This window comes from Dysosmobacter sp. Sow4_B12, from assembly GCF_052116665.1.
In the GTDB taxonomy this organism is placed as follows: domain Bacteria; phylum Bacillota; class Clostridia; order Oscillospirales; family Oscillospiraceae; genus Oscillibacter.
In genome coordinates this window covers 1-16,730 of the sequence record NZ_JBQKKR010000015.1, presented here as the reverse complement: position 1 = coordinate 16,730, position 16,730 = coordinate 1, and the positions used below count along the sequence as shown (strand labels likewise).

The 16,730-nt window shown below is 63.9% G+C and carries 21 protein-coding genes; 14 read left to right on the top strand and 7 right to left on the bottom strand.

From position 1 onward, the window contains the following. Positions 1–30: 30 nt before the first annotated feature. From dnaJ to ACTQ4R_RS11335, 4 genes are read left to right on the top strand one after another with little or no spacing between them, the layout of a single operon-like run. Positions 31–1,167, top strand: a complete 1,137-nt coding sequence (dnaJ, locus tag ACTQ4R_RS11350) for a molecular chaperone DnaJ (protein WP_441628751.1) — start codon at positions 31–33, stop codon at positions 1,165–1,167. A gap of 8 nt (positions 1,168–1,175) precedes the next feature. Continuing rightward, positions 1,176–1,988 (top strand): histidinol-phosphatase HisJ family protein, encoded by an 813-nt coding sequence (locus tag ACTQ4R_RS11345; protein WP_441628750.1) that lies wholly within the window; start codon positions 1,176–1,178, stop codon positions 1,986–1,988. 60 nt (positions 1,989–2,048) lie between these two features. Continuing rightward, positions 2,049–2,486, top strand: a complete 438-nt coding sequence (rpiB, locus tag ACTQ4R_RS11340) for a ribose 5-phosphate isomerase B (RefSeq protein WP_441628748.1) — start codon at positions 2,049–2,051, stop codon at positions 2,484–2,486. Between the two features lie 34 nt (positions 2,487–2,520). Further along, entirely contained in the window at positions 2,521–3,564 is a 1,044-nt protein-coding gene (locus tag ACTQ4R_RS11335) for a putative glycoside hydrolase (RefSeq protein ID WP_441628746.1), read from the top strand. Between the two features lie 38 nt (positions 3,565–3,602). Here ACTQ4R_RS11335 and ACTQ4R_RS11330 read toward each other — a convergent pair whose 3' ends face one another. Genes ACTQ4R_RS11330 through ACTQ4R_RS11315 form a run of 4 tightly spaced genes read right to left on the bottom strand, consistent with a single transcriptional unit; the run spans position 3,603 to position 5,618 of the window. Beyond that, the gene (locus tag ACTQ4R_RS11330; protein ID WP_441628744.1) at positions 3,603–3,902 is read right to left on the bottom strand and encodes an LPS biosynthesis protein; all 300 of its coding nucleotides are present in this window, start codon (positions 3,900–3,902) and stop codon (positions 3,603–3,605) included. After that, entirely contained in the window at positions 3,899–4,615 is a 717-nt protein-coding gene (locus ACTQ4R_RS11325) for an MBL fold metallo-hydrolase (RefSeq protein ID WP_441628742.1), read from the bottom strand. The genes ACTQ4R_RS11330 and ACTQ4R_RS11325 overlap by 4 nt, the downstream gene beginning before the upstream one ends. Then, a complete protein-coding gene (locus ACTQ4R_RS11320) occupies positions 4,615–4,926 on the bottom strand; it encodes a YbjQ family protein (protein ID WP_441628740.1) in 312 nt (103 codons plus the stop codon). Before ACTQ4R_RS11320 ends, ACTQ4R_RS11325 begins: the two co-directional genes overlap by 1 nt. A 29-nt stretch (positions 4,927–4,955) precedes the next feature. Further along, positions 4,956–5,618, bottom strand: a complete 663-nt coding sequence (locus ACTQ4R_RS11315; protein WP_441628738.1) for a MerR family transcriptional regulator — start codon at positions 5,616–5,618, stop codon at positions 4,956–4,958. A gap of 110 nt (positions 5,619–5,728) precedes the next feature. Here ACTQ4R_RS11315 and mutY point away from each other — a divergent pair, with 110 nt between their 5' ends. The 7 genes from mutY to ACTQ4R_RS11280 are packed head-to-tail and all read left to right on the top strand — an operon-like array spanning position 5,729 to position 9,928. Then, a complete protein-coding gene (gene mutY / locus ACTQ4R_RS11310) occupies positions 5,729–6,808 on the top strand; it encodes an A/G-specific adenine glycosylase (RefSeq protein ID WP_441628736.1) in 1,080 nt (359 codons plus the stop codon). A 3-nt stretch (positions 6,809–6,811) separates the two neighbouring features. After that, complete coding sequence (locus tag ACTQ4R_RS11305; RefSeq protein WP_441628734.1) at positions 6,812–7,543, top strand: hypothetical protein; 732 nt, start codon at positions 6,812–6,814, stop codon at positions 7,541–7,543. Positions 7,544–7,555: 12 nt separating this feature from the next. Beyond that, positions 7,556–7,795, top strand: coding sequence for a hypothetical protein (locus ACTQ4R_RS11300; RefSeq protein ID WP_441628732.1), 240 nt, complete (start codon positions 7,556–7,558; stop codon positions 7,793–7,795). Between the two features lies 1 nt (position 7,796). After that, entirely contained in the window at positions 7,797–8,006 is a 210-nt protein-coding gene (locus tag ACTQ4R_RS11295) for a hypothetical protein (RefSeq protein WP_441628730.1), read from the top strand. Positions 8,007–8,021: 15 nt separating this feature from the next. Next, on the top strand, positions 8,022–8,609 hold the full coding sequence (locus ACTQ4R_RS11290) for a thymidine kinase (protein WP_441628728.1): 588 nt from the start codon (positions 8,022–8,024) through the stop codon (positions 8,607–8,609). Then, the gene (locus tag ACTQ4R_RS11285) at positions 8,606–9,478 is read left to right on the top strand and encodes a radical SAM protein (RefSeq protein WP_441628726.1); all 873 of its coding nucleotides are present in this window, start codon (positions 8,606–8,608) and stop codon (positions 9,476–9,478) included. Before ACTQ4R_RS11290 ends, ACTQ4R_RS11285 begins: the two co-directional genes overlap by 4 nt. 3 nt (positions 9,479–9,481) lie before the next feature. Continuing rightward, positions 9,482–9,928: a hypothetical protein gene (locus ACTQ4R_RS11280; protein ID WP_441628725.1), complete on the top strand. Its 447-nt coding sequence runs from the start codon at positions 9,482–9,484 to the stop codon at positions 9,926–9,928. 60 nt (positions 9,929–9,988) lie between these two features. Here the strand turns inward: ACTQ4R_RS11280 and ACTQ4R_RS11275 are convergent, their stop codons facing one another. Together ACTQ4R_RS11275 and ACTQ4R_RS11270 are read right to left on the bottom strand one after the other, a co-directional pair. Then, positions 9,989–11,020 carry a putative ABC transporter permease gene (locus tag ACTQ4R_RS11275; protein WP_441628723.1) on the bottom strand — a complete coding sequence of 344 codons (1,032 nt, stop codon included), beginning with the start codon at positions 11,018–11,020 and terminating at the stop codon, positions 9,989–9,991. Between the two features lie 140 nt (positions 11,021–11,160). Further along, positions 11,161–14,232, bottom strand: coding sequence for an S-layer homology domain-containing protein (locus tag ACTQ4R_RS11270; RefSeq protein ID WP_441628721.1), 3,072 nt, complete (start codon positions 14,230–14,232; stop codon positions 11,161–11,163). Positions 14,233–14,463: 231 nt separating this feature from the next. Between ACTQ4R_RS11270 and ACTQ4R_RS11265 the strand changes: the two genes are divergently transcribed. Further along, complete coding sequence (locus tag ACTQ4R_RS11265; RefSeq protein ID WP_441628719.1) at positions 14,464–14,649, top strand: ferredoxin; 186 nt, start codon at positions 14,464–14,466, stop codon at positions 14,647–14,649. A gap of 42 nt (positions 14,650–14,691) precedes the next feature. Here ACTQ4R_RS11265 and hemW read toward each other — a convergent pair whose 3' ends face one another. After that, positions 14,692–15,903, bottom strand: a complete 1,212-nt coding sequence (gene hemW, locus ACTQ4R_RS11260; protein ID WP_441628717.1) for a radical SAM family heme chaperone HemW — start codon at positions 15,901–15,903, stop codon at positions 14,692–14,694. A gap of 125 nt (positions 15,904–16,028) precedes the next feature. Here hemW and spoVAC point away from each other — a divergent pair, with 125 nt between their 5' ends. Together spoVAC and ACTQ4R_RS11250 are read left to right on the top strand one after the other, a co-directional pair. Next, a complete protein-coding gene (spoVAC, locus tag ACTQ4R_RS11255) occupies positions 16,029–16,466 on the top strand; it encodes a stage V sporulation protein AC (protein WP_441628823.1) in 438 nt (145 codons plus the stop codon). A 3-nt stretch (positions 16,467–16,469) separates the two neighbouring features. Then, positions 16,470–16,673: a hypothetical protein gene (locus ACTQ4R_RS11250; RefSeq protein WP_441628715.1), complete on the top strand. Its 204-nt coding sequence runs from the start codon at positions 16,470–16,472 to the stop codon at positions 16,671–16,673. Positions 16,674–16,730 lie beyond the last annotated feature (57 nt).

Here is a 16,730-nt window from a genome sequence, read left to right as displayed (position 1 = left end):
CGGCGTTTCGGAATATGAGGAGTTTTCAATATGGCAGAGAGCAAGCGTGATTATTACGAGGTCCTGGGCGTTTCCAAGGGCGCCTCAGAGGACGAGATCAAAAAAGCTTATAAGAAAATGGCCCGGAAGTACCATCCTGACCTAAACCCGGGAGACAAGGCCGCCGAGGAGAGCTTCAAGGAGGTCAACGAGGCCTATGAGGTCCTGTCGGACCCCAACAAGAAGGCCCGGTATGACCAGTACGGCCACGCCGGCGTGGACCCCAACTTCGGCGCCGGCGGCGCCGGATTCGACGGCAGCTTCGACTTCGGCGACCTGGGCGATATTTTCGGCAGCTTCTTCGGCGGCGGCTTCGGCGGCGGCGGACGGCGCACCAATCCCAACGCGCCCCAGCGGGGCGAGAGCATCCGCATGTCCCTGGCCATCAGCTTCGAGGAGGCGGCCTTCGGCTGCGAAAAGGCCGTCACCGTGGAACGCACGGAGCAGTGCGACACCTGCCACGGCAGCGGCTGCGCCCCCGGCACCACGCCGGAGGTATGCCCGGACTGCCGGGGCACCGGCCAGGTGCAGGTGCGGCGGCAGACGCCCATGGGCGTTTTCGCCACCAGTTCCCCCTGCCCCAAGTGCGGCGGCAAGGGCCAGATCATCCACCAGCCCTGCAAGGACTGCCACGGCAGCGGCACCGTCCGCCGCCGCAAGACCATCCAGGCCACCATCCCCGCCGGCATCGACAACGGCCAGACCATTTCCATCCGGGGCCAGGGCCACGCCGGCAAGAACGGCGGCCCCGCCGGCGACCTGCTCATCACCATCACTGTGCGGCCCCATGAGCTGTTCCGCCGGGAGGGCACCAGCGTGCTGTGTGAGGCACCCATCACCTTCACCCAGGCGGTCCTGGGCGCAGAGCTGGAGATCCCCACCATCGACGGCAAGGTGAAATACACCCTGCCGGAGGGCACCCAGTCCGGCACTACCTTCCGCCTCAAGGGCAAGGGCATCCCCTCCATCAACGGCCGGGGCCGGGGCGACCAATACGTCACGGTCTATATCGAGACCCCCCGGAACCTGAACAAGGAGCAGAAAGAGGCTCTGAAAAAGTTTGCCGAGAGTGTGGGCGAGGGCAACTATGAGGAGCGGAAGAAATTCTTCAAGAAATTCAAAAAGTGAGGTCCGCCATGTATCTGGCTGATTACCATACCCATTCCCGTATCTCTCCGGACGCCCGTTCCCCCATGGCGGACATGGCGGAGGCGGCCATCGCCGCGGGGCTGGATGAGCTGTGCTTCACGGACCATGTGGAGCCCATCGTCTGGGCCACGACCCAGCCCCGGGGCCCCTATGACTGGCAGGCCCTGACGGAGGAATTCGCCAGGGCCCAGGCGGCTGTGGGCGGCCGCATCACCCTGCGGCTGGGCGTGGAGCTGGGAGACGCCCCCTGGGACTTTGCCCATACGGAGCGATTGATGGCGGACGCGCCGCAGCTGGACTTCATCATCGGCTCCATCCACATGCTCTCCGCCGCCTACGGCTGCACGGACCTCTATTACTTTGACCCCGCTGACGACGCGGCGGCCCGCCGGGGCATGGCGGATTACCTGGAGCTGGTGCGGCAGCTGGCCAATTGGGACGGGACCTATTCCGTCCTGGGCCACTTGACGCTGCCCCTGCGGTATCTCAATGAGAACCGGGGCTTCCAGCTGACCTTCGATGGCTTTGAGGCGGAGATCGAGGAGATCCTCCGCATCCTCATCCAAAAGGGCCGGGGCATCGAGCTGAACACCAACCGGGGCCACACGCCCCTGCCGGATGAGAAATGGCTGCGGATGTACCGGGACCTGGGAGGCGAGATCATCACCCTGGGCACCGACGCCCACGACCCCACGTATGTGGGCTGCGCCATCCGGGAGCGGCAGGAGCTGCTGCGCCGGTGCGGCTTCCGGCGGTTCTGCACGTTCCGGCGGATGGAGCCGGTATGGCACGAACTGTGATTGATTTTTGAAAACAGCGGGCATATAATAAGGCTACTTTAAAAAACGGGAGGACCTACCATGAAAATTGCATTGGGCTGTGACCACGGCGGCTACGAGCTGAAGCAGCACGTCATCAAGGTGCTGGAGAAGCTGGGCCATGAGTATGAGGACTTTGGATGCTACAATCTGGACAGCTGCGACTACCCCGATTTCGGCGCCGCCGCCGCCCGGGCCGTGGCAGAGGGCAAGTGCGATCGGGGCATTGTCATCTGTACCACCGGCATCGGCATCTCCATCGCCGCCAACAAGATCAAGGGCATCCGCTGCGCCCACTGCGCCGACTGCCTGGAGGCGGAGATGACTCGCCGCCACAACGACGCCAATATGATGGCCATCGGCGCCGGCTTCACTGGCAAGAACATGGCCGAGCGCATGGTGGAGGTGTTCTTGAGCACCGAGTTTGAGGGCGGCCGCCATGCCCGCCGCGTGGATAAGATGATGGCCCTGGAGGGCTGAGCCCCTCCCGAATCAGCGAAAAGAGGTGAAAGAGATGGCAGGCCCCAGAGGGTATCACAGCTACCGCGGCCGCAGTCCCAAGTGGAAGATCGTGCTGGCAGTGCTTCTGGTGCTGGTCATCCTGGGCTCCGTCGGCTTTATGATGGTGCAGGAGCGCATTGTCTACGATGAGACGGGGACGCCCCACTTGATGGTTCCGGAGAAGAAAAAGGAAGACCCGCCGCCGGAGGAAGAGCCGGTGAACATCACCATCCAGCAGACGGAGAAGAACCAGCGGCTCCAGGCGGTGCAGCTGGGCGATGACCCGGCGGCCTGGCTGGCGGAGGTGGAGGCGGCTGGCGGACAAAACGCCTTTGCCGTTACGGTGAAGGCCCCCGGCGGCCAGTTGCGCTACCCCTTTGCGGAGGCATCGGCGGTCAGCGGCGCGTCGGCGGCGAAAACGGCCGCCGCGGCGGCGGAGGCCCTGCCGGCTCTGCTGGAGGGGGGACGGTACGTCATCGCACGCATCTCCTGCCTGCGGGACGGCGGTGTGGCCCGGAGCAATGTGGAGACCATGGGTTTGAAAAACACCGGCGGCTATATCTTCTACGACGGGAACAACGAAAACTGGCTGGACCCGTCCAAGCAGGCCACCAGGGATTACCTCTGCGCGTTGGCGGTGGAGTGCGCCGACCTGGGCTTTGACGAGATCTTGCTGACAGACTTGACCTATCCCACGGTGGGCAAGCTGGACAAGATTGCCTACGGCTCCGACCCCGCTTACGGGACCCAGGCCGCCTATAACACGGAGCAGATCGCGAATCTGCTGGCGGCGGTGAAGGATGCCCTGGGAGACCGGGACGTGAAGCTGTCCCTGGAGCTTTCGGAGGCGGTGATGGGCAACGACGGCGTGGACGAGACGGCGGGCATTGACCTGTGGAACACGCTGATGGCCCGGCTGGACCGGGTCTATGTGCCCACCGCGGAGGACCGGGTGGACGCTATGGTGACAGATATGGAGGAGGGCGTTCTGATTCCGGAACTGACCGCCGTGCCCACTACCACGGAATATCAAAGCTACCTGCTTTTGCGGGGATAAAAACAAGTGCCTGACCCAATGGGCCAGGCACTGTTTTTTTATTTCAGACGGTCCTCGTAGTCGCGGAGGGTCCCCTCCGTCATGAGGGACAGCTTGTGGAGCCGCTCGTTCACCATGTCCCACATGCACATGGGTAGGTGGTCCCGATGGCCCCGGTGGAGGGTGACACACTCAAAGCAGTTGCCGTGGTGGGGACAGGCCTCCTGGCAGGGACAGTGGTCTCCGCTCTCACGCACCTGCTTCAAAAATTCCTTCTTGATGGACATGGCCTCCTCGTGGCGGCCCTCCCGGTCCAGGTCGTTTTGGCGGATAGCCAGCTCATTGCCGTCGATTTTCATAGATGCTCCTCCTTGAAATCAAATATCTGCCCCTCCCGGCAGACGGGCACCGTCCGGTCCGCGAAGCCGGGATACCGGGTCAGAAAGTTGTCTGTAAAGCCAAATTCTCCCCACTGATGCATGGGCAGAAAACGGCGGATGTCCGCCAGCTCCAGGAAATACGCCGGCCCCCGGAAGCCGTCATCACCCAGGCGGGGGTCCAGAGGCAGCATGGCAAGGTCGATGCGGCGCCCGCGCAGAGGCTCGGCGTACCGCTTGAAATTGACCTCCATGTTCCGGTTCCAGCCTTCTGCCTCGCCCTCCCAGTGCCACCAGTTCAGATCTCCGGCGTGAAAGACGGCGGTGCCGTCCGCCGTCACCAGAAAGGCCACGCCCTCGTCGGTGGAGGGCAGCGCCTCCACCCGGACGCCGGGCAGGGGAGAGACCGCCTCGCCGCCGCCCAATACGGTGCACTTGTCCGCCGTTTCATCGGATAAGCCCCAGCGCGCCCGGTTCCTGGCGGACAGGCTGATGTCCTTCCCCAGCAGGAAGGCCTGGGCGTTCAAGGCGAAGATTTCCGGCTTGAAGTGGTCCTCATGGCGGTGGCTGGAAAAGACCAGAAGGGGGACCCCCGGCCGCAGGACCGGGAGTTCCCCGTTCCACCAGTCAAATAACAGCGTGACCGACGGCAGCTCCACCAGAAAGCCGCTGTGGGCCAGAAAGGCGGCCCGCATCACAGAAATTTCACCGCCGTGCCGTAGGCTACCACCTCGGCGGCCCCCTGCATCACGGAGGAGGAGGCGTACCGGGCGCCCACGATGGCGTCGGCTCCCAGGGCCTCGGCGGCGTCCACCATGCGCTTGGTGGCGATCTGACGGGCCTCGTTGAGCATTTCCGTGTAGCCCACGATCTCGCCGCCCACCAGGGTCTTCATGCCGGCCATGAAGTCACGGCCGAAGTTTTTGCTGTATACCACCGTCCCCTTGACAATGTCCAGCGCCTCGTAATTCCGGTTGGGAATGGTCTCAATGGTCAGAATTTTCATATGTGTCCTCCTTTTATGTGGGTCTGTGGTCAGTATTGTCTGGCGTCGTCCTCTTCGCCCCGCCCGATCTCCCGGATGCGCAGGATCAGGGCAATGATCACGCCCAGGGCCACCACGGCCGGAATGGCGATGAACAATGCCAGCAGCGGCAGCGGCGGCGCGCCGGCGGGGTCTGTTTCAAAGGCCCACAGGAACAGCCAGATGAGTCCGGCCATCAAAAGGGCCATCAACACGGTGACGGCCACCGGCGCCGCGTAGCGCCGGCGCTTTGTGTCCTGCTTTTGCTTATCCATAAATGTGGTTCCCTCCTGTTCCAGCAGTTCCATTTTTGAAAGAAGCGCCGCGGCGTCCAGGCTTTCCAGCTTTTCCCGGCAGTCCGTGAGGCCGGAGCAAAAGCGGATGGCCTCTTGAATGTTGTGCTGGTCCCGCTCCAGCGTCACCAGGTGGCGGCGCATGCCGTCCCCCACCGTGTGGACGCCATCCAGCATCTGGCGGATCTCATCCAGAGGAACGCCCAGCTTTCGCATGAGCTTGATGCGCCGCAGCACCTCCACCTCCGCCTCGCCGTAGTCCCGGTAGCCGTTTTCGCTGTTCCGCCGGGGACAGAGCAGGCCCTCCGCCTCGTAAAAGCGGATGTTCTTTTTCGTGATGCCCACCAGGGCCTCCACTTCATTGATCTTCAAGCCGTCCACCTCATTTCTGCTGCCAGCATATACCTTCCAGAAAGGGGAAGGTCAAGAGGTTTTTGAAAAAAATATGTGTGGGGGTGGGAAGAGCCCCCACTGTATGGTATAATCATACCATGGAACATTCAAAGCTGACAATGGAAAATATACAGGCCCGGCTGGCGGAGGCGCTTTTGCCCTGGTACCGGGCCAACGCCAGGACCCTGCCCTGGCGGGAGACGGAGGACCCCTACCGCATCTGGGTGTCGGAGATCATGCTCCAGCAGACCCGTGTGGCGGCGGTCCTTGGTTACTATGCCCGCTTTCTGGAGACCTTCCCCACGGTGGAAGCCCTGGCGGAGGCGCCGGAGGACCGGCTCATGAAGCTGTGGGAGGGCCTGGGCTATTACAGCCGTGCCCGGAACCTGCAGAAGGCGGCGGCCCGGGTGGCGGAGCTGGGCGGCTTTCCGGACACCTATGAGGGGCTGCTGGCCCTGCCGGGCATCGGGGACTATACCGCCAGCGCCATCGCCTCGGCGGCCTTTGGTCGGCGGGAGGCGGCGGTGGACGGAAATGTGCTGCGGGTGGTGTCCCGGCTGGCGGACTGCCATGACGATATTTCCGACCCAAGGACAAAAAAGGCCGTCCGGGCCTGGGTCCAGGAGGCCATGCCCTATGAAATGGCGGACATCCGGGTGTTCAACCAGGCCATGATGGAGCTGGGAGCCACGGTGTGCGTCCCAAACGGCCCGCCCAGGTGCGGCGCATGCCCGGTGCGGGCGCTGTGCCGGGGCTATGACCGGGGTACGGCGGAAGCACTGCCGGTGAAGGCGGCGAAAAAGGCCCGCCGGGTGGAGGAAAAAACCGTGTTCCTCCTGCTGCGGGAGGGAAAAACCGCCCTGCGCCGCCGCCCCGGCACGGGGCTTCTGGCGGGGCTGTGGGAGTTTCCCAATGTGGAGGGCGCTTTGGGCGAAGCTGCCGCCCCGGCGGCGGTGGCCGCCTGGAGCCTGGAGCCGAAAAACTGGGAAAATAAACTGACAGCCAAGCATGTGTTCACCCATGTGGAGTGGCACATGACCGGCTACACCCTGGAGGTGACCGGCACCGGTCCGGCGAATTTTGCGTGGGTGGACGCGGAAGGACTGAAGAGTCACGCGGTGCCCTCGGCCTTCGCCAAATACTACGCGGAGGCGCAGCGGCAGCTGAAGGAGCGGTAGGATATGCGGATACTGTTTTTTGTCGCCCTTGGCTGGCTGCTGAGCAAGCTGTGGCAGAGGCTTCAGGCATGGAGAGACCACCGAAAGCTGGTAGGCCAGCTGAAGGAGCTGGGCGTTTACGGCGGGACAGTGGACACCGGGAAAGTGCGGAAAAAACCGGCGGAGCCCAAGGAGATTTCCACGGAGCCGGACGGGCCGGTGCCCTTTGGCTATAAGACCTGTTGGACGGCGGTCCGCTGCGAGGACCCGGAGCGGGTCATCGCGGCGCTGAAGCCCCGGAGCCGTCAAGCCGCAAACTGGTCCACGGGTCTGGCCGCGGCATACGCGGAGCCCTCCGGTGTGTTTGTTTCGCCCTGCCTGGACGGATTTGTGCTGGTGATCGGCGCCTATGTACCGCCTGAAACATGGGAAGACCTGCACACGCAGGTACAGATGTTTTGTAATTACCGGCTCTCTGACAGCTATGGATGGATGAAGCAGATGAACGGTGAAACGGTACGGAAGTACGCCTACGAGGCGGAAGAGGAAGATACTGTGTTCGCCGATATTGGCCCCCTGACCCCGGAGGAACTGGCCCTGGGCTTTGACCGCTTTCCGAAAGCGGGACAGGCGGACGACGGTGAGAACGATCCCTGTGAGGAAGACGTGCTGAATATTGCCGCTGCCTGGGGCGTGTCCCCCCGGTTTGAGAAAACAACGTATCCGCCCTCCACCGGGTGGCTTTGTACCGTATGAAAGGAGAACAACATGGGACTGCTGGTGGGACTGCCTTTAAAGCTGTTTCACATCGTATTCGTGCTGCTGCGGTTTTTGTGGCCGCTGGTGGTGCTGTGGCTGGCGCGGCGGCTTCTGCTGGCGCTGCGGCGCCGCCGGGAGGAGGGCCCCGCGGTGCATGAAGCGCCGAAAGAGCCGGAGTTCGACGGCCCGGTGTACACTGTGGACTATGAGGACGTAAAAGATGAGGACCCTCCGAAGGAAGGAGAATGATATGGAGCTTTTGAATCTGCTTTTGGCGGCGCTGCTGCTGCTTTTGCTGCGGAAGCTGGTGTGGTGCTTCCAGTGGCTGTGGTGCTACTATCATGGCCGGGAGACCCCGGCGCCTATTTCCCTTTTCCCGCGGCGCACAGGGGAGACCTTCGAAGGACACATCCGGCGGGACAAGGAGGAGACCGCGCCCCGCCATACGAAATCAGAGTGAGGGAGAACAAGATCAATGGCACAGCTTTATTTCAAATACGGAGCCATGGGCTCCAGCAAAACGGCCAACGCCCTGATGACCCGCTTCAACTATGAGGAGCGGGGCCAGCAGACGCTGCTGGTGAAGCCCCGGCTGGACACCCGGGACGGGGACCACATGGTGGTCTCCCGCATCGGGCTGAAATACCCCTGCATCTACTTTGACGAGCTGCAGAAGCTCTCCATCATGGAGCTGCAGCAAAACGCCTGCATCATCGTGGACGAGGCCCAGTTCTTGACCCGGGAGGAGGTCATGTACCTGGTGTACATCGTGGACGACCTGGGCATCCCTGTCATCTGCTACGGCCTGCGGGCGGACTTCAAGGGAGACCTGTTCCCCGGCAGCGAGGCCCTGCTTATCATGGCGGACAAGCTGGAGGAGGTCAAGACCATCTGCTGGTGCGGCAAAAAGGCCATTTTCAACGCCCGGTTCGATTCCTCCGGCAAGGTCCTCAAGGAGGGCGCCCAGGTGGTGCTGGGAGCCAACGACCAGTACATCGGCCTTTGCCGCAAGCACTGGCGCAGCGGCGACCTGGGCCCGGACTTTGATGTGGAGCGCCTATGATTTGCGAACTTTGTCCGCGAAACTGCCGTGCGGAGCGGACGGACAGCAAAGCCGGCGGCTTTTGCCGGGAGCCTGCCGTCCCCGTGGCGGCCCGGGCCATGCTCCACCAGTGGGAGGAGCCCTGTCTTGTGGGGGAGAAGGGTGCCGGTACCGTGTTTTTTACCGGCTGCAACCTCCGCTGCTGCTTCTGCCAGAATACGCCCATCTCCCAGCAGGGCCTGGGACGGCCCATCACGGCGGCGCGGCTGCGGGAGATCTTTCATGAGCTCGTCGACCAAGGCGCCGCCTGTATCGACCTGGTGACCCCCACCCACTTTACCCCTGTCATTCTGGAGGCGCTGGGGGAGGAAATGTGGCCGGTGCCGGTGGTGTGGAACAGCGGCGGTTATGAAAAAGCCGAGACATTGCGGCGCTTGGAGGGGAAGGTGCAGGTATACCTGCCGGACCTGAAATACGCCCTGCCGGGCCCGGCGAAAAAATATTCCGCGGCGGAGGATTACTTCGATTGGGCAGGCCCCGCCCTGCTGGAGATGTTCCGCCAGACGGGACCGTACCAAATGGAAAACGGCCTTCTGAAACGGGGCGTCCTCATCCGGCACCTGCTGCTGCCGGGAGAGCTGGAAAACACGAAGGCGGTCATCGATTTCGTGGCCCGCACCTTCCGCCCCGGGGACGTTCTGTTCTCTCTCATGAGCCAGTACACCCCCCAGAGCGGTGCCATGGGGAACCTCAAACGCCATGTGACGAAGGCGGAATACCGGGCGGCGGTGGAGTACATGGAAAACTGCGGTGTCACCGATGGGTACACCCAGGAGCGGACCTCGGCGAAGGAGGAGTACACCCCGGCGTTTGATCTGAGAGGAGTGTGACCGATGGGGAAGCGGAAAAAGGCGGCACTTTTGGCGGTGGCGGCGGTGTTTGCCGCCTGGATGCTGTGGCCCCGGTCTTTGGCGAAGGCCTTTGACGCGGAGCAGGGCCTGGCGGCCAGCGTGACGGTCTCCGGCGTCCGGGACGGAAAGTCCTGGATGGACACCAGCGAACAGTACGACCTGGAAGAGGGCTGCGCCCGTTTGCGGGAGGTGCTGGAGGAGTATTCCTATCACCTGTGCCTGGATACGCTGACCGGGGAAAACGCCATCGACGGCAAGGGCGGCACGGACAACAGCATACACCTGTATAATGTCAGCGCCCAGAGCCTCATTTCCAACGGCACCGCCCGCATCTTTGTGGACGGCCGGGTGTACCGGGTGGGCTATCTGGGCTCCCGGCGGGGCACCGCTTTGAACCGGGACATCCTGTCCGCCCTGCGGGGAGAATAAAAATGGCGAAACGCGAAAAAGACGCCGCTGCCATTCCTGGCAGCGGCGTTTTTTTGACGGTCACTCGCCCAGCTTTCGCAGGGTCTCCAGCACCTCGGCCAGCTCCTCCCGGACGCGGGCGGAGGGGTTGGCCCGCAGGATGCGCAAAGAGCGGTGGTAGACCCGGGTGCCCCGGGACTGAATGGCGCTCTCCCAGCGGTGGAGCCGCGCGATGGCCTCCTCCAACTCCTGGCGGGTCCCGGCGGCAAGGCCCTCACTGCTGTCCATGGCGTCCTCCAGATTGTCCCGGGCGTCCTCCAGCACCTGGGCGATGTTCCGCAGGGCCTCCAGCTTGGCGGCGGTACGGCGGCGCAGAGCGGCTTCGGCCACCTCCCGGCGGCGGAGCTTCCGGTCCTGCCGGGCCTGGCGATGCTCCTCCAGCTCATCCTCAATACGCTTTTGCAGCAGCAGCTTTTCCACCTCCGTGCGCTCCCGGAATTTTCGCAGGTCGTCCTCGGCAAAGGCGGCGGCCACCTCGGCCCGCTTGGCCAGGCGCCGCAGGTCCTCGTTCTCCTCCGCCACCCGGGTGAGGATCTCCTTGAGGTCCAAGGCGTCCTGGACGGAGCGGACCACATCGGCGGAAAAGACGGCGGTGAGAACGATGGCCGCCGGGTCCACCAGCCAGGCGGGCACATCCGCCAGCAGACGTCCCACCGGCGGGTGCAGGAACCGCACCAGAAGAATGGAGAAAAAGCCCCAGGCGATGGAGCTGGACAGGCAGATGTGGCCGTTCAGGTTGAACTTTTGGCTGGAGTAGTCCCAGTAGCGCACCTGGAACAGCCGCTCCATGACGACGCCGGTGACGTATTCCAGCGCCGTGGCGGCCAGCATGCCCATGAGCCACACCAGAAAGAGGTCCTCCTCCACCGGCAGTGTGACGAACAGGATGATGATGGCGCCGGAGCCGTAAATGGGCAGCAGCGGTCCGTGGAGAAAGCCCCGGTTCACCCACCGGCGCTGCCGGAGGGAGACATAGCAGCTCTCCCACACCCAGCCGCAGAAGCAGTAAAAGAAAAACAGCAGGACCCATTGGCCTGTGGTATAAACGTGCATAGGCAGCTCCTTTCGAAAAAACAAGCTCATTATACCAGCATCCTCCCGGCGGAACAACGGGCAAACAGCGAAATGTGTCGAAAAAGTAGCCTGCTGCTGCAGAAAACCGCCCCCGGCGCGGCGCGCCGGGGGCGTTCGTGTTACAGCAGGTTGTAGAGGATCTTGGCCATCTGGCCCCGGGTGATGTTGTTGCCGGGACGGAAGGTGCCGTCGGCGTAGCCGCCGATGATGCCCTGGGCCGCCATGGTCTGGATGTAATAGGCGGCGTAGGCGGGGATCTTGGCGCTGTCGGAGAAGGTGAGCGCCGCGGCGGCGTAGCCCTTTTCCTGGGTGCGGCCGATCATGGTGGCCGCCTGGGCGCGGGTCAGGCTGGCGCCGGGGTTGAAGTACAGCCGCCCGTCCTTGCCGGTGGAGCCGTTGATGACGCCCTCGGTGTACAGCGCCCGGATGGCGGGCAGGGCGTAATCGGGAATGCTCTTGAGGTCCGCAAAGGGCAGCGTCACGTCGGCGTACTTGCTCTCCTCCAATCCCAGGTAGCGGTACAGCATCACGGAGAACTGGGCCCGGGTGATGTTGTCGTTGGGACGGAAGGTGCCGTCAGCGTAGCCGGTGGTGATGCCGGACTGGTAGAGGAAATCCACGTAGGCCGCTGCCCAGTAATCCCGGGTGTCGGTAAACACGGGGGTCCAGTCAGCCGCCACAGGCACATCGTAGGAAGCCCGGCCAATGTTGCCGGAGGCGTCCCGGGCGGTGATGGTGACGCGGTGGGGATTGCCGTCGGAGATGAGGGGGGTGGTGAGGGTGCCGGTAGAGGTGTTGTAGGTGAAGTCCTGCGCCTTGCCGTCCCAGGTGACGGTGACAGCCTCCCGGGGAAGCACACCGTCCACATCATCGGAGATGGCGGCGGTCAGGGTCAGGCCGTTGGTGCTGAGGGTGACGGTGGGGACCGCACTGTCCATGATGCCGTTGTAGGAGGCCACGATCTGGTCAATATACACGGTGCCGGTCCGGGTGGTGCTGGGATACTCCACGATGATGGTGCCGAAGCCGTCGTCATAGGTGACGCTCTCGCCGGCGCTGACCCGGAAGCCCAGGAGGGCAAAGCCGTCGCCCTGGGTGGAGACGGAGACCTGCCGCCAGCCGCTAAAGTCCAGGGTGGTGACGGTCCGGGTGAGGGTGTCGCCGAAGCTGTCGCTGTATACCAGCTCCAGCTGGTTGCCGGAGCCGTCGCCATAGACCCACATGCTCAGGCTGGTGTAAATGCGGTTGTCAATGTCCGTGGACGCATCGGACAGCCACTGCGCCGCGTAGCCTGTGCCGGCATCCAGGGTGTAATCCAGCCTGCCGGCGGTGCGGCCGTACCTCACGGCGTCGGCGGCGGTGGTCCGAGTGAAGGTGAGGCCGCCAGTGCCATTGCCGTCAAAAACGGTACGGGCGGATTCAAAGTCCTCCACCACGTTCAAGGCCAGCTTGGAAACAGTGACGGGGATGGAGACCCGCTTGCCGCCGGCGGAGACGGTGATGGTGCCGGTGCCGGGGGCGGTAGCGGTGAACTGGCCGTCGGCGGTGATGGTGCCGACGCCGCCGTCCACAGACCAGCGGAAGGCCGCATTGTCCGCCTTTAGGGGCATGTGCTGGTAAGCGGCGGTGGCCCGCAGCTGCACGGTGGAGCCGGGGACGGCGGTGAGGGCGGTGAGAATGGAATTGTCGCCGCCGCGGATAGCCACGTCGTCAGGGGTCTCAATGACGTGGACCACGGTGGAGCCGGTCTTGCCCCGGTGGTCGGCGGTGACGGTGATGTCACAGCCGTAATCCGGGGTCAGCAGAACGTTCCCGTCCAAATCGCCGTCGTCGGCCTCCAGGTCGAAGCGCGCATCCTCCATGGGAATGAAGTTGGTGTCCACAGCGGCGGCGGAGATGTTCACCTTGCTGCCCGCCAGGACATACTGGCTGTCGGCCTTCACGTAGAAGTGGCTGAGCTTGCCGGAGGGCTCGCTGTCCGCCACCAGGAAGATCTGGTTGCTGACGGAGCGCTCGCTGCCGCCGGAGGGGGTGTTGATGGTCTGGGCGGCGGTGTCGTCGGGTTCTGTCACCGTCAGCGTGGTGGAGCCGCCGCCGTCCAGGCACAGCGCCGTCTCGCAGCCCAGTTCAATGAGCCGCTGGGCCACCTGCTGCAGGGTGGCGCCGATGGAGTGGCCGGACTTGCGGCCGTCAATGGTGTAAAACACCAGCGTGCCGTCCCGCTTCTGGCCCACGGCGGTGCGGGGGTCGGCGCCGCTGGGCAGGCCGGACACCACGGCGCCGTCCTCCACCAGGGAGTACAGGGCGCCCAGGGCATAGCGCACTTCGTTCCAACGTTCGTCTGCGGCCTCGGCGGAGACGGTGACGGTGGAGCCCACCGGCAGGTTCCGCAGGGCGTCAATGTAAAAGCTGTTGGACTGGAGGTTCACGGACAGCACCACCTGGTCCGGGGCGATGGCGGTGGCGGCGGTGGCTTCCACCACCTGCTCCACGGTGAGGGTCAGTGCCCCGCCGATGGCGAGCTCCCCGTCCTCAACGGTGCACACCACGTCCACGCCGGGCTCCGTGTTGCCGGTGGTGTGCTTGGCGTTGAAATCGTAGGTGTAGAGGTAGATGCCGCCGGAGGACACCCGGGCCTTGTTGACGCCGGACAGCTGGCGGACCACCCTGGTCAAGGTGCCGTAGCCGTCGTCCACCTGGTAGCCCAGGTCCGCGGTGACCTTCAGCCCGGGCTTGCCCAGGACGGCGGAGCCGTCCTCCAGAAAGCCGATGGCGTAATAGCCGCCGTCGCTGCTGCGCAGCTGGCCCTCCGTCACCACCAGGCCGATGGGCAGGCCCGTGCCGAAGTTGAAGAAGTCCCCGTTGATGCCGGCCACCACCCGGTAGCCCTCCCCCTCCAGCCGTTTGGCGGCGGTGGTGAGGGTGGAGCAGGCGGTGAGGGTGTCGCCGTAGGTGACGATGGGCGTCACGTCGTCATTGGGGGTGTATGTAATGAGGTTTTCCGTCCGGAGGTCCGAATAGGCGGTGCTCCAGAACACGTTGGTGGAGAGCTGGGTCTCCTGGTTCAAAAGGGTCTCCTGGGTGGTGAGATCCTCGCCCAGGGCCTCCGACGCGGCGGCGGTCACCGCCAGGGAGGACACCAGGCTCAAGCTCAGCAGGAGCGACAGGGTGCGGCGCAGGAATTTTTTCATGTTTGCCTCCAAAAAAGCCAAGGGTAGTCTACATAACGTCTTACCAGAATAGCACAAAGCGCTGAAAAAGTAAATGCCAAAGCGGAAACAAAAATCTGGCGGGACAGGAAATTTCCGCCCCGGAGAAAAGACGGCACGGGGCGGGAAAAGGTTCCCTCCGGCGGGCGCCTTGCGCTTTGGCGGCGGAACAGTTATAATGTGTCGTAACAACGACCGTGAGGAGGGAGAGCCATGCGAGTTTCCGTGGACGGCAGCCGCTGCATCGGCTGCGGCATGTGCCAGGCGGCGGTGCCGGGGGTGTTCCGGGTGGTGGAGGGGGTCTCCACCGTGTGCGCCCAGCCGTCAAAGGCCCAGGAGAGCCGGGCCTTTGACGCGGCCAATGGCTGCCCGGTGAACGCCATCCAGGTCGCCCGGTAAAAAACAGGCGCGTGCAAGCCGCACGCGCCTGTTTTTCACAACTCAAGGGAGGTCCACCCGGAAGTCGCCCCGGGCGGCGGCCTCCGCCCGGCGGCGCTTGTCCTCCGCCAGGGCGTCCAGCATGCCGCCGATGATCTGGTTGGATACCAGGAAGCCCCGGGGCGTCAAGTGCCAGCGGCCACCCTCCTCCACGGCGTAGCCCGCCTGGACGCACTGGCCCAGGAAGGGCAAAAAGCAGTCGAACCGGCGGCGGAAGCGTCGCTCAAATTCCTTGGGGTCCAGGCCCCGCACGGTACGCAGGCCCAGCATCACCCACTCCGTGTCCCGGTCCAGGTCCGGGATGCGGTCGTTTTCCGACAGCATGGGCGTGTGGTCCCGGACGCCCCGGATGTAGCCCTCCAGGTCCTTTTCGTAGGCGTAGCGGACGCCGCCGAAGTCCGAGTGGGCGCCGGGACCGAAGCCGGCGTACTCCCCCAGGGTCCAGTATTTCAGATTGTGGCGGGATGCCCGGCCCGTCCGGGCAAAGTTGGAGATCTCGTACTGCCGGTAGCCGTGGCGCAGCAGGTAATCCACGGTGAACAGGTACATGTCCGCCTGCTCCTCGTCGCCGGGAAGGTCCGCCTCGTCCCTCTGGGCGAAAAGGGGCGTGCCCTCCTCCACCTTCAGCCCGTAGCAGCTTAAATGCTCCGGCGCCAAGTCCACGGCGGCGGCCAGGTTCTCCGCCCAGCGCTGGATAGTCTGGCGGGGCAGGCCGTAGATGAGGTCCAGAGAGAGGTTATCGAACTTCGCCTTTCGGGCGGCCTCCACCGCCAAGCGCACCTGGTCCATGGTGTGGACCCGGCCGATGCTTTGCAGCTCCTCATCACAAGCGGACTGCATGCCCAGGGAGATGCGGTTGAAGCCTGCCTTCCGCAGGACTTTCAAGGCCTTCCAGTCCCCGGCGGAGTCCGGGTTGGCCTCCAGGGTGATCTCCGCGTCCCGGGCCACCTGGTAACGCTTTAAAACGGTCTTTAAAATCTTGACAAGCCGCTTTTCCCCCAGGTAGCTGGGGGTGCCGCCGCCGAAGTAGACGGTGTCCACTTGGTGGCCGGCGGCGAAGGGGGCCGTTTCGGTGAGGTGGGCGCACAGGGCGTCCACGTAGTCATCCATGCGGCCCTCCTCCCGGGGCAGGGAGTAAAAATCGCAGTAGACGCATTTTTGCTTGCAGAAGGGGATATGGATATATAGACCCAGAGGCTTTAGGGGGGCTTTCATGTCGGTTCCTCCATTGTGTGGAATGTCCCTATCAGTGTACCCCGCCGGCGCCGCCTTTGCAAGGGCGTATGATCTTCCCTTTTCGGGGAATCCTAGGGAAAACCGTTAGGAAGCGAGGAATGGATATGGACATGTCACCCAAGGAGTACCAGGCATATGTGAAGAGCAAGGCGAAAAAATCCCCCATTGTGAAGGACACGGCGCTGGCCTTCGTCATCGGCGGCGCCATCTGTGTGCTGGGCCAGGCCATCCAGGACGGCTGGACCGGCGCGGGACTGGACAAGGAGGCGGCGGGCACCGCCACCTCCTGCACGCTGGTGTTTTTGTCGGCCCTGCTGACGGGGCTGAACCTCTATAACAAGCTGGGCCGCTTCGGCGGCGCCGGCACCCTGGTGCCCATCACGGGCTTTGCAAACTCCGTGGTGTCCCCGGCCATCGACTTCAAAAGCGAGGGCTTCATCACCGGCATGGCCGCCAAGATGTTCACCGTGGCCGGGCCGGTCATTGTATTCGGCACGCTGGCGTCGGTGATCTACGGTGTGATCTTGATGCTGGTGGGATAGAAGGTGGCCCGGACACGGTGCGGGGAGCCCCACCGGGCCCCAGCGAAGCGGACCCGGTGGGGAGAGGAGGAGCAAGGGAGCGGGAGAAGTTTTGACGAAGGCAAAACGGAGCAAAGCGGACTTTGCGACGACGAGGCCGGGCCGGTCATTGTGTTCGGCACGCTGGCGTCGGTGATCTACGGTGTGATCTTGATGCTGGTGGGATAGAAGGTGGCCCGGACACGGTGCGGGGAGCCCCACCGGGCCCCAGCGAAGCGGACCCGG

What these genes read in the sequence shown, in the direction of transcription:
- dnaJ (WP_441628751.1), top strand. Translation starts at nt 31, where the DNA reads ATGGCAGAGAGCAAGCGTGATTATTACGAGGTCCTGGGCGTTTCCAAG.
- ACTQ4R_RS11345 (WP_441628750.1), top strand. Translation starts at nt 1,176, where the DNA reads ATGTATCTGGCTGATTACCATACCCATTCCCGTATCTCTCCGGACGCC.
- rpiB (WP_441628748.1), top strand. Translation starts at nt 2,049, where the DNA reads ATGAAAATTGCATTGGGCTGTGACCACGGCGGCTACGAGCTGAAGCAG.
- ACTQ4R_RS11335 (WP_441628746.1), top strand. Translation starts at nt 2,521, where the DNA reads ATGGCAGGCCCCAGAGGGTATCACAGCTACCGCGGCCGCAGTCCCAAG.
- ACTQ4R_RS11330 (WP_441628744.1), bottom strand. Translation starts at nt 3,902, where the DNA reads ATGAAAATCGACGGCAATGAGCTGGCTATCCGCCAAAACGACCTGGAC.
- ACTQ4R_RS11325 (WP_441628742.1), bottom strand. Translation starts at nt 4,615, where the DNA reads ATGCGGGCCGCCTTTCTGGCCCACAGCGGCTTTCTGGTGGAGCTGCCG.
- ACTQ4R_RS11320 (WP_441628740.1), bottom strand. Translation starts at nt 4,926, where the DNA reads ATGAAAATTCTGACCATTGAGACCATTCCCAACCGGAATTACGAGGCG.
- mutY (WP_441628736.1), top strand. Translation starts at nt 5,729, where the DNA reads ATGGAACATTCAAAGCTGACAATGGAAAATATACAGGCCCGGCTGGCG.
- ACTQ4R_RS11305 (WP_441628734.1), top strand. Translation starts at nt 6,812, where the DNA reads ATGCGGATACTGTTTTTTGTCGCCCTTGGCTGGCTGCTGAGCAAGCTG.
- ACTQ4R_RS11300 (WP_441628732.1), top strand. Translation starts at nt 7,556, where the DNA reads ATGGGACTGCTGGTGGGACTGCCTTTAAAGCTGTTTCACATCGTATTC.
- ACTQ4R_RS11295 (WP_441628730.1), top strand. Translation starts at nt 7,797, where the DNA reads ATGGAGCTTTTGAATCTGCTTTTGGCGGCGCTGCTGCTGCTTTTGCTG.
- ACTQ4R_RS11290 (WP_441628728.1), top strand. Translation starts at nt 8,022, where the DNA reads ATGGCACAGCTTTATTTCAAATACGGAGCCATGGGCTCCAGCAAAACG.
- ACTQ4R_RS11285 (WP_441628726.1), top strand. Translation starts at nt 8,606, where the DNA reads ATGATTTGCGAACTTTGTCCGCGAAACTGCCGTGCGGAGCGGACGGAC.
- ACTQ4R_RS11280 (WP_441628725.1), top strand. Translation starts at nt 9,482, where the DNA reads ATGGGGAAGCGGAAAAAGGCGGCACTTTTGGCGGTGGCGGCGGTGTTT.
- ACTQ4R_RS11275 (WP_441628723.1), bottom strand. Translation starts at nt 11,020, where the DNA reads ATGCACGTTTATACCACAGGCCAATGGGTCCTGCTGTTTTTCTTTTAC.
- ACTQ4R_RS11270 (WP_441628721.1), bottom strand. Translation starts at nt 14,232, where the DNA reads ATGAAAAAATTCCTGCGCCGCACCCTGTCGCTCCTGCTGAGCTTGAGC.
- ACTQ4R_RS11265 (WP_441628719.1), top strand. Translation starts at nt 14,464, where the DNA reads ATGCGAGTTTCCGTGGACGGCAGCCGCTGCATCGGCTGCGGCATGTGC.
- hemW (WP_441628717.1), bottom strand. Translation starts at nt 15,903, where the DNA reads ATGAAAGCCCCCCTAAAGCCTCTGGGTCTATATATCCATATCCCCTTC.
- spoVAC (WP_441628823.1), top strand. Translation starts at nt 16,029, where the DNA reads ATGGACATGTCACCCAAGGAGTACCAGGCATATGTGAAGAGCAAGGCG.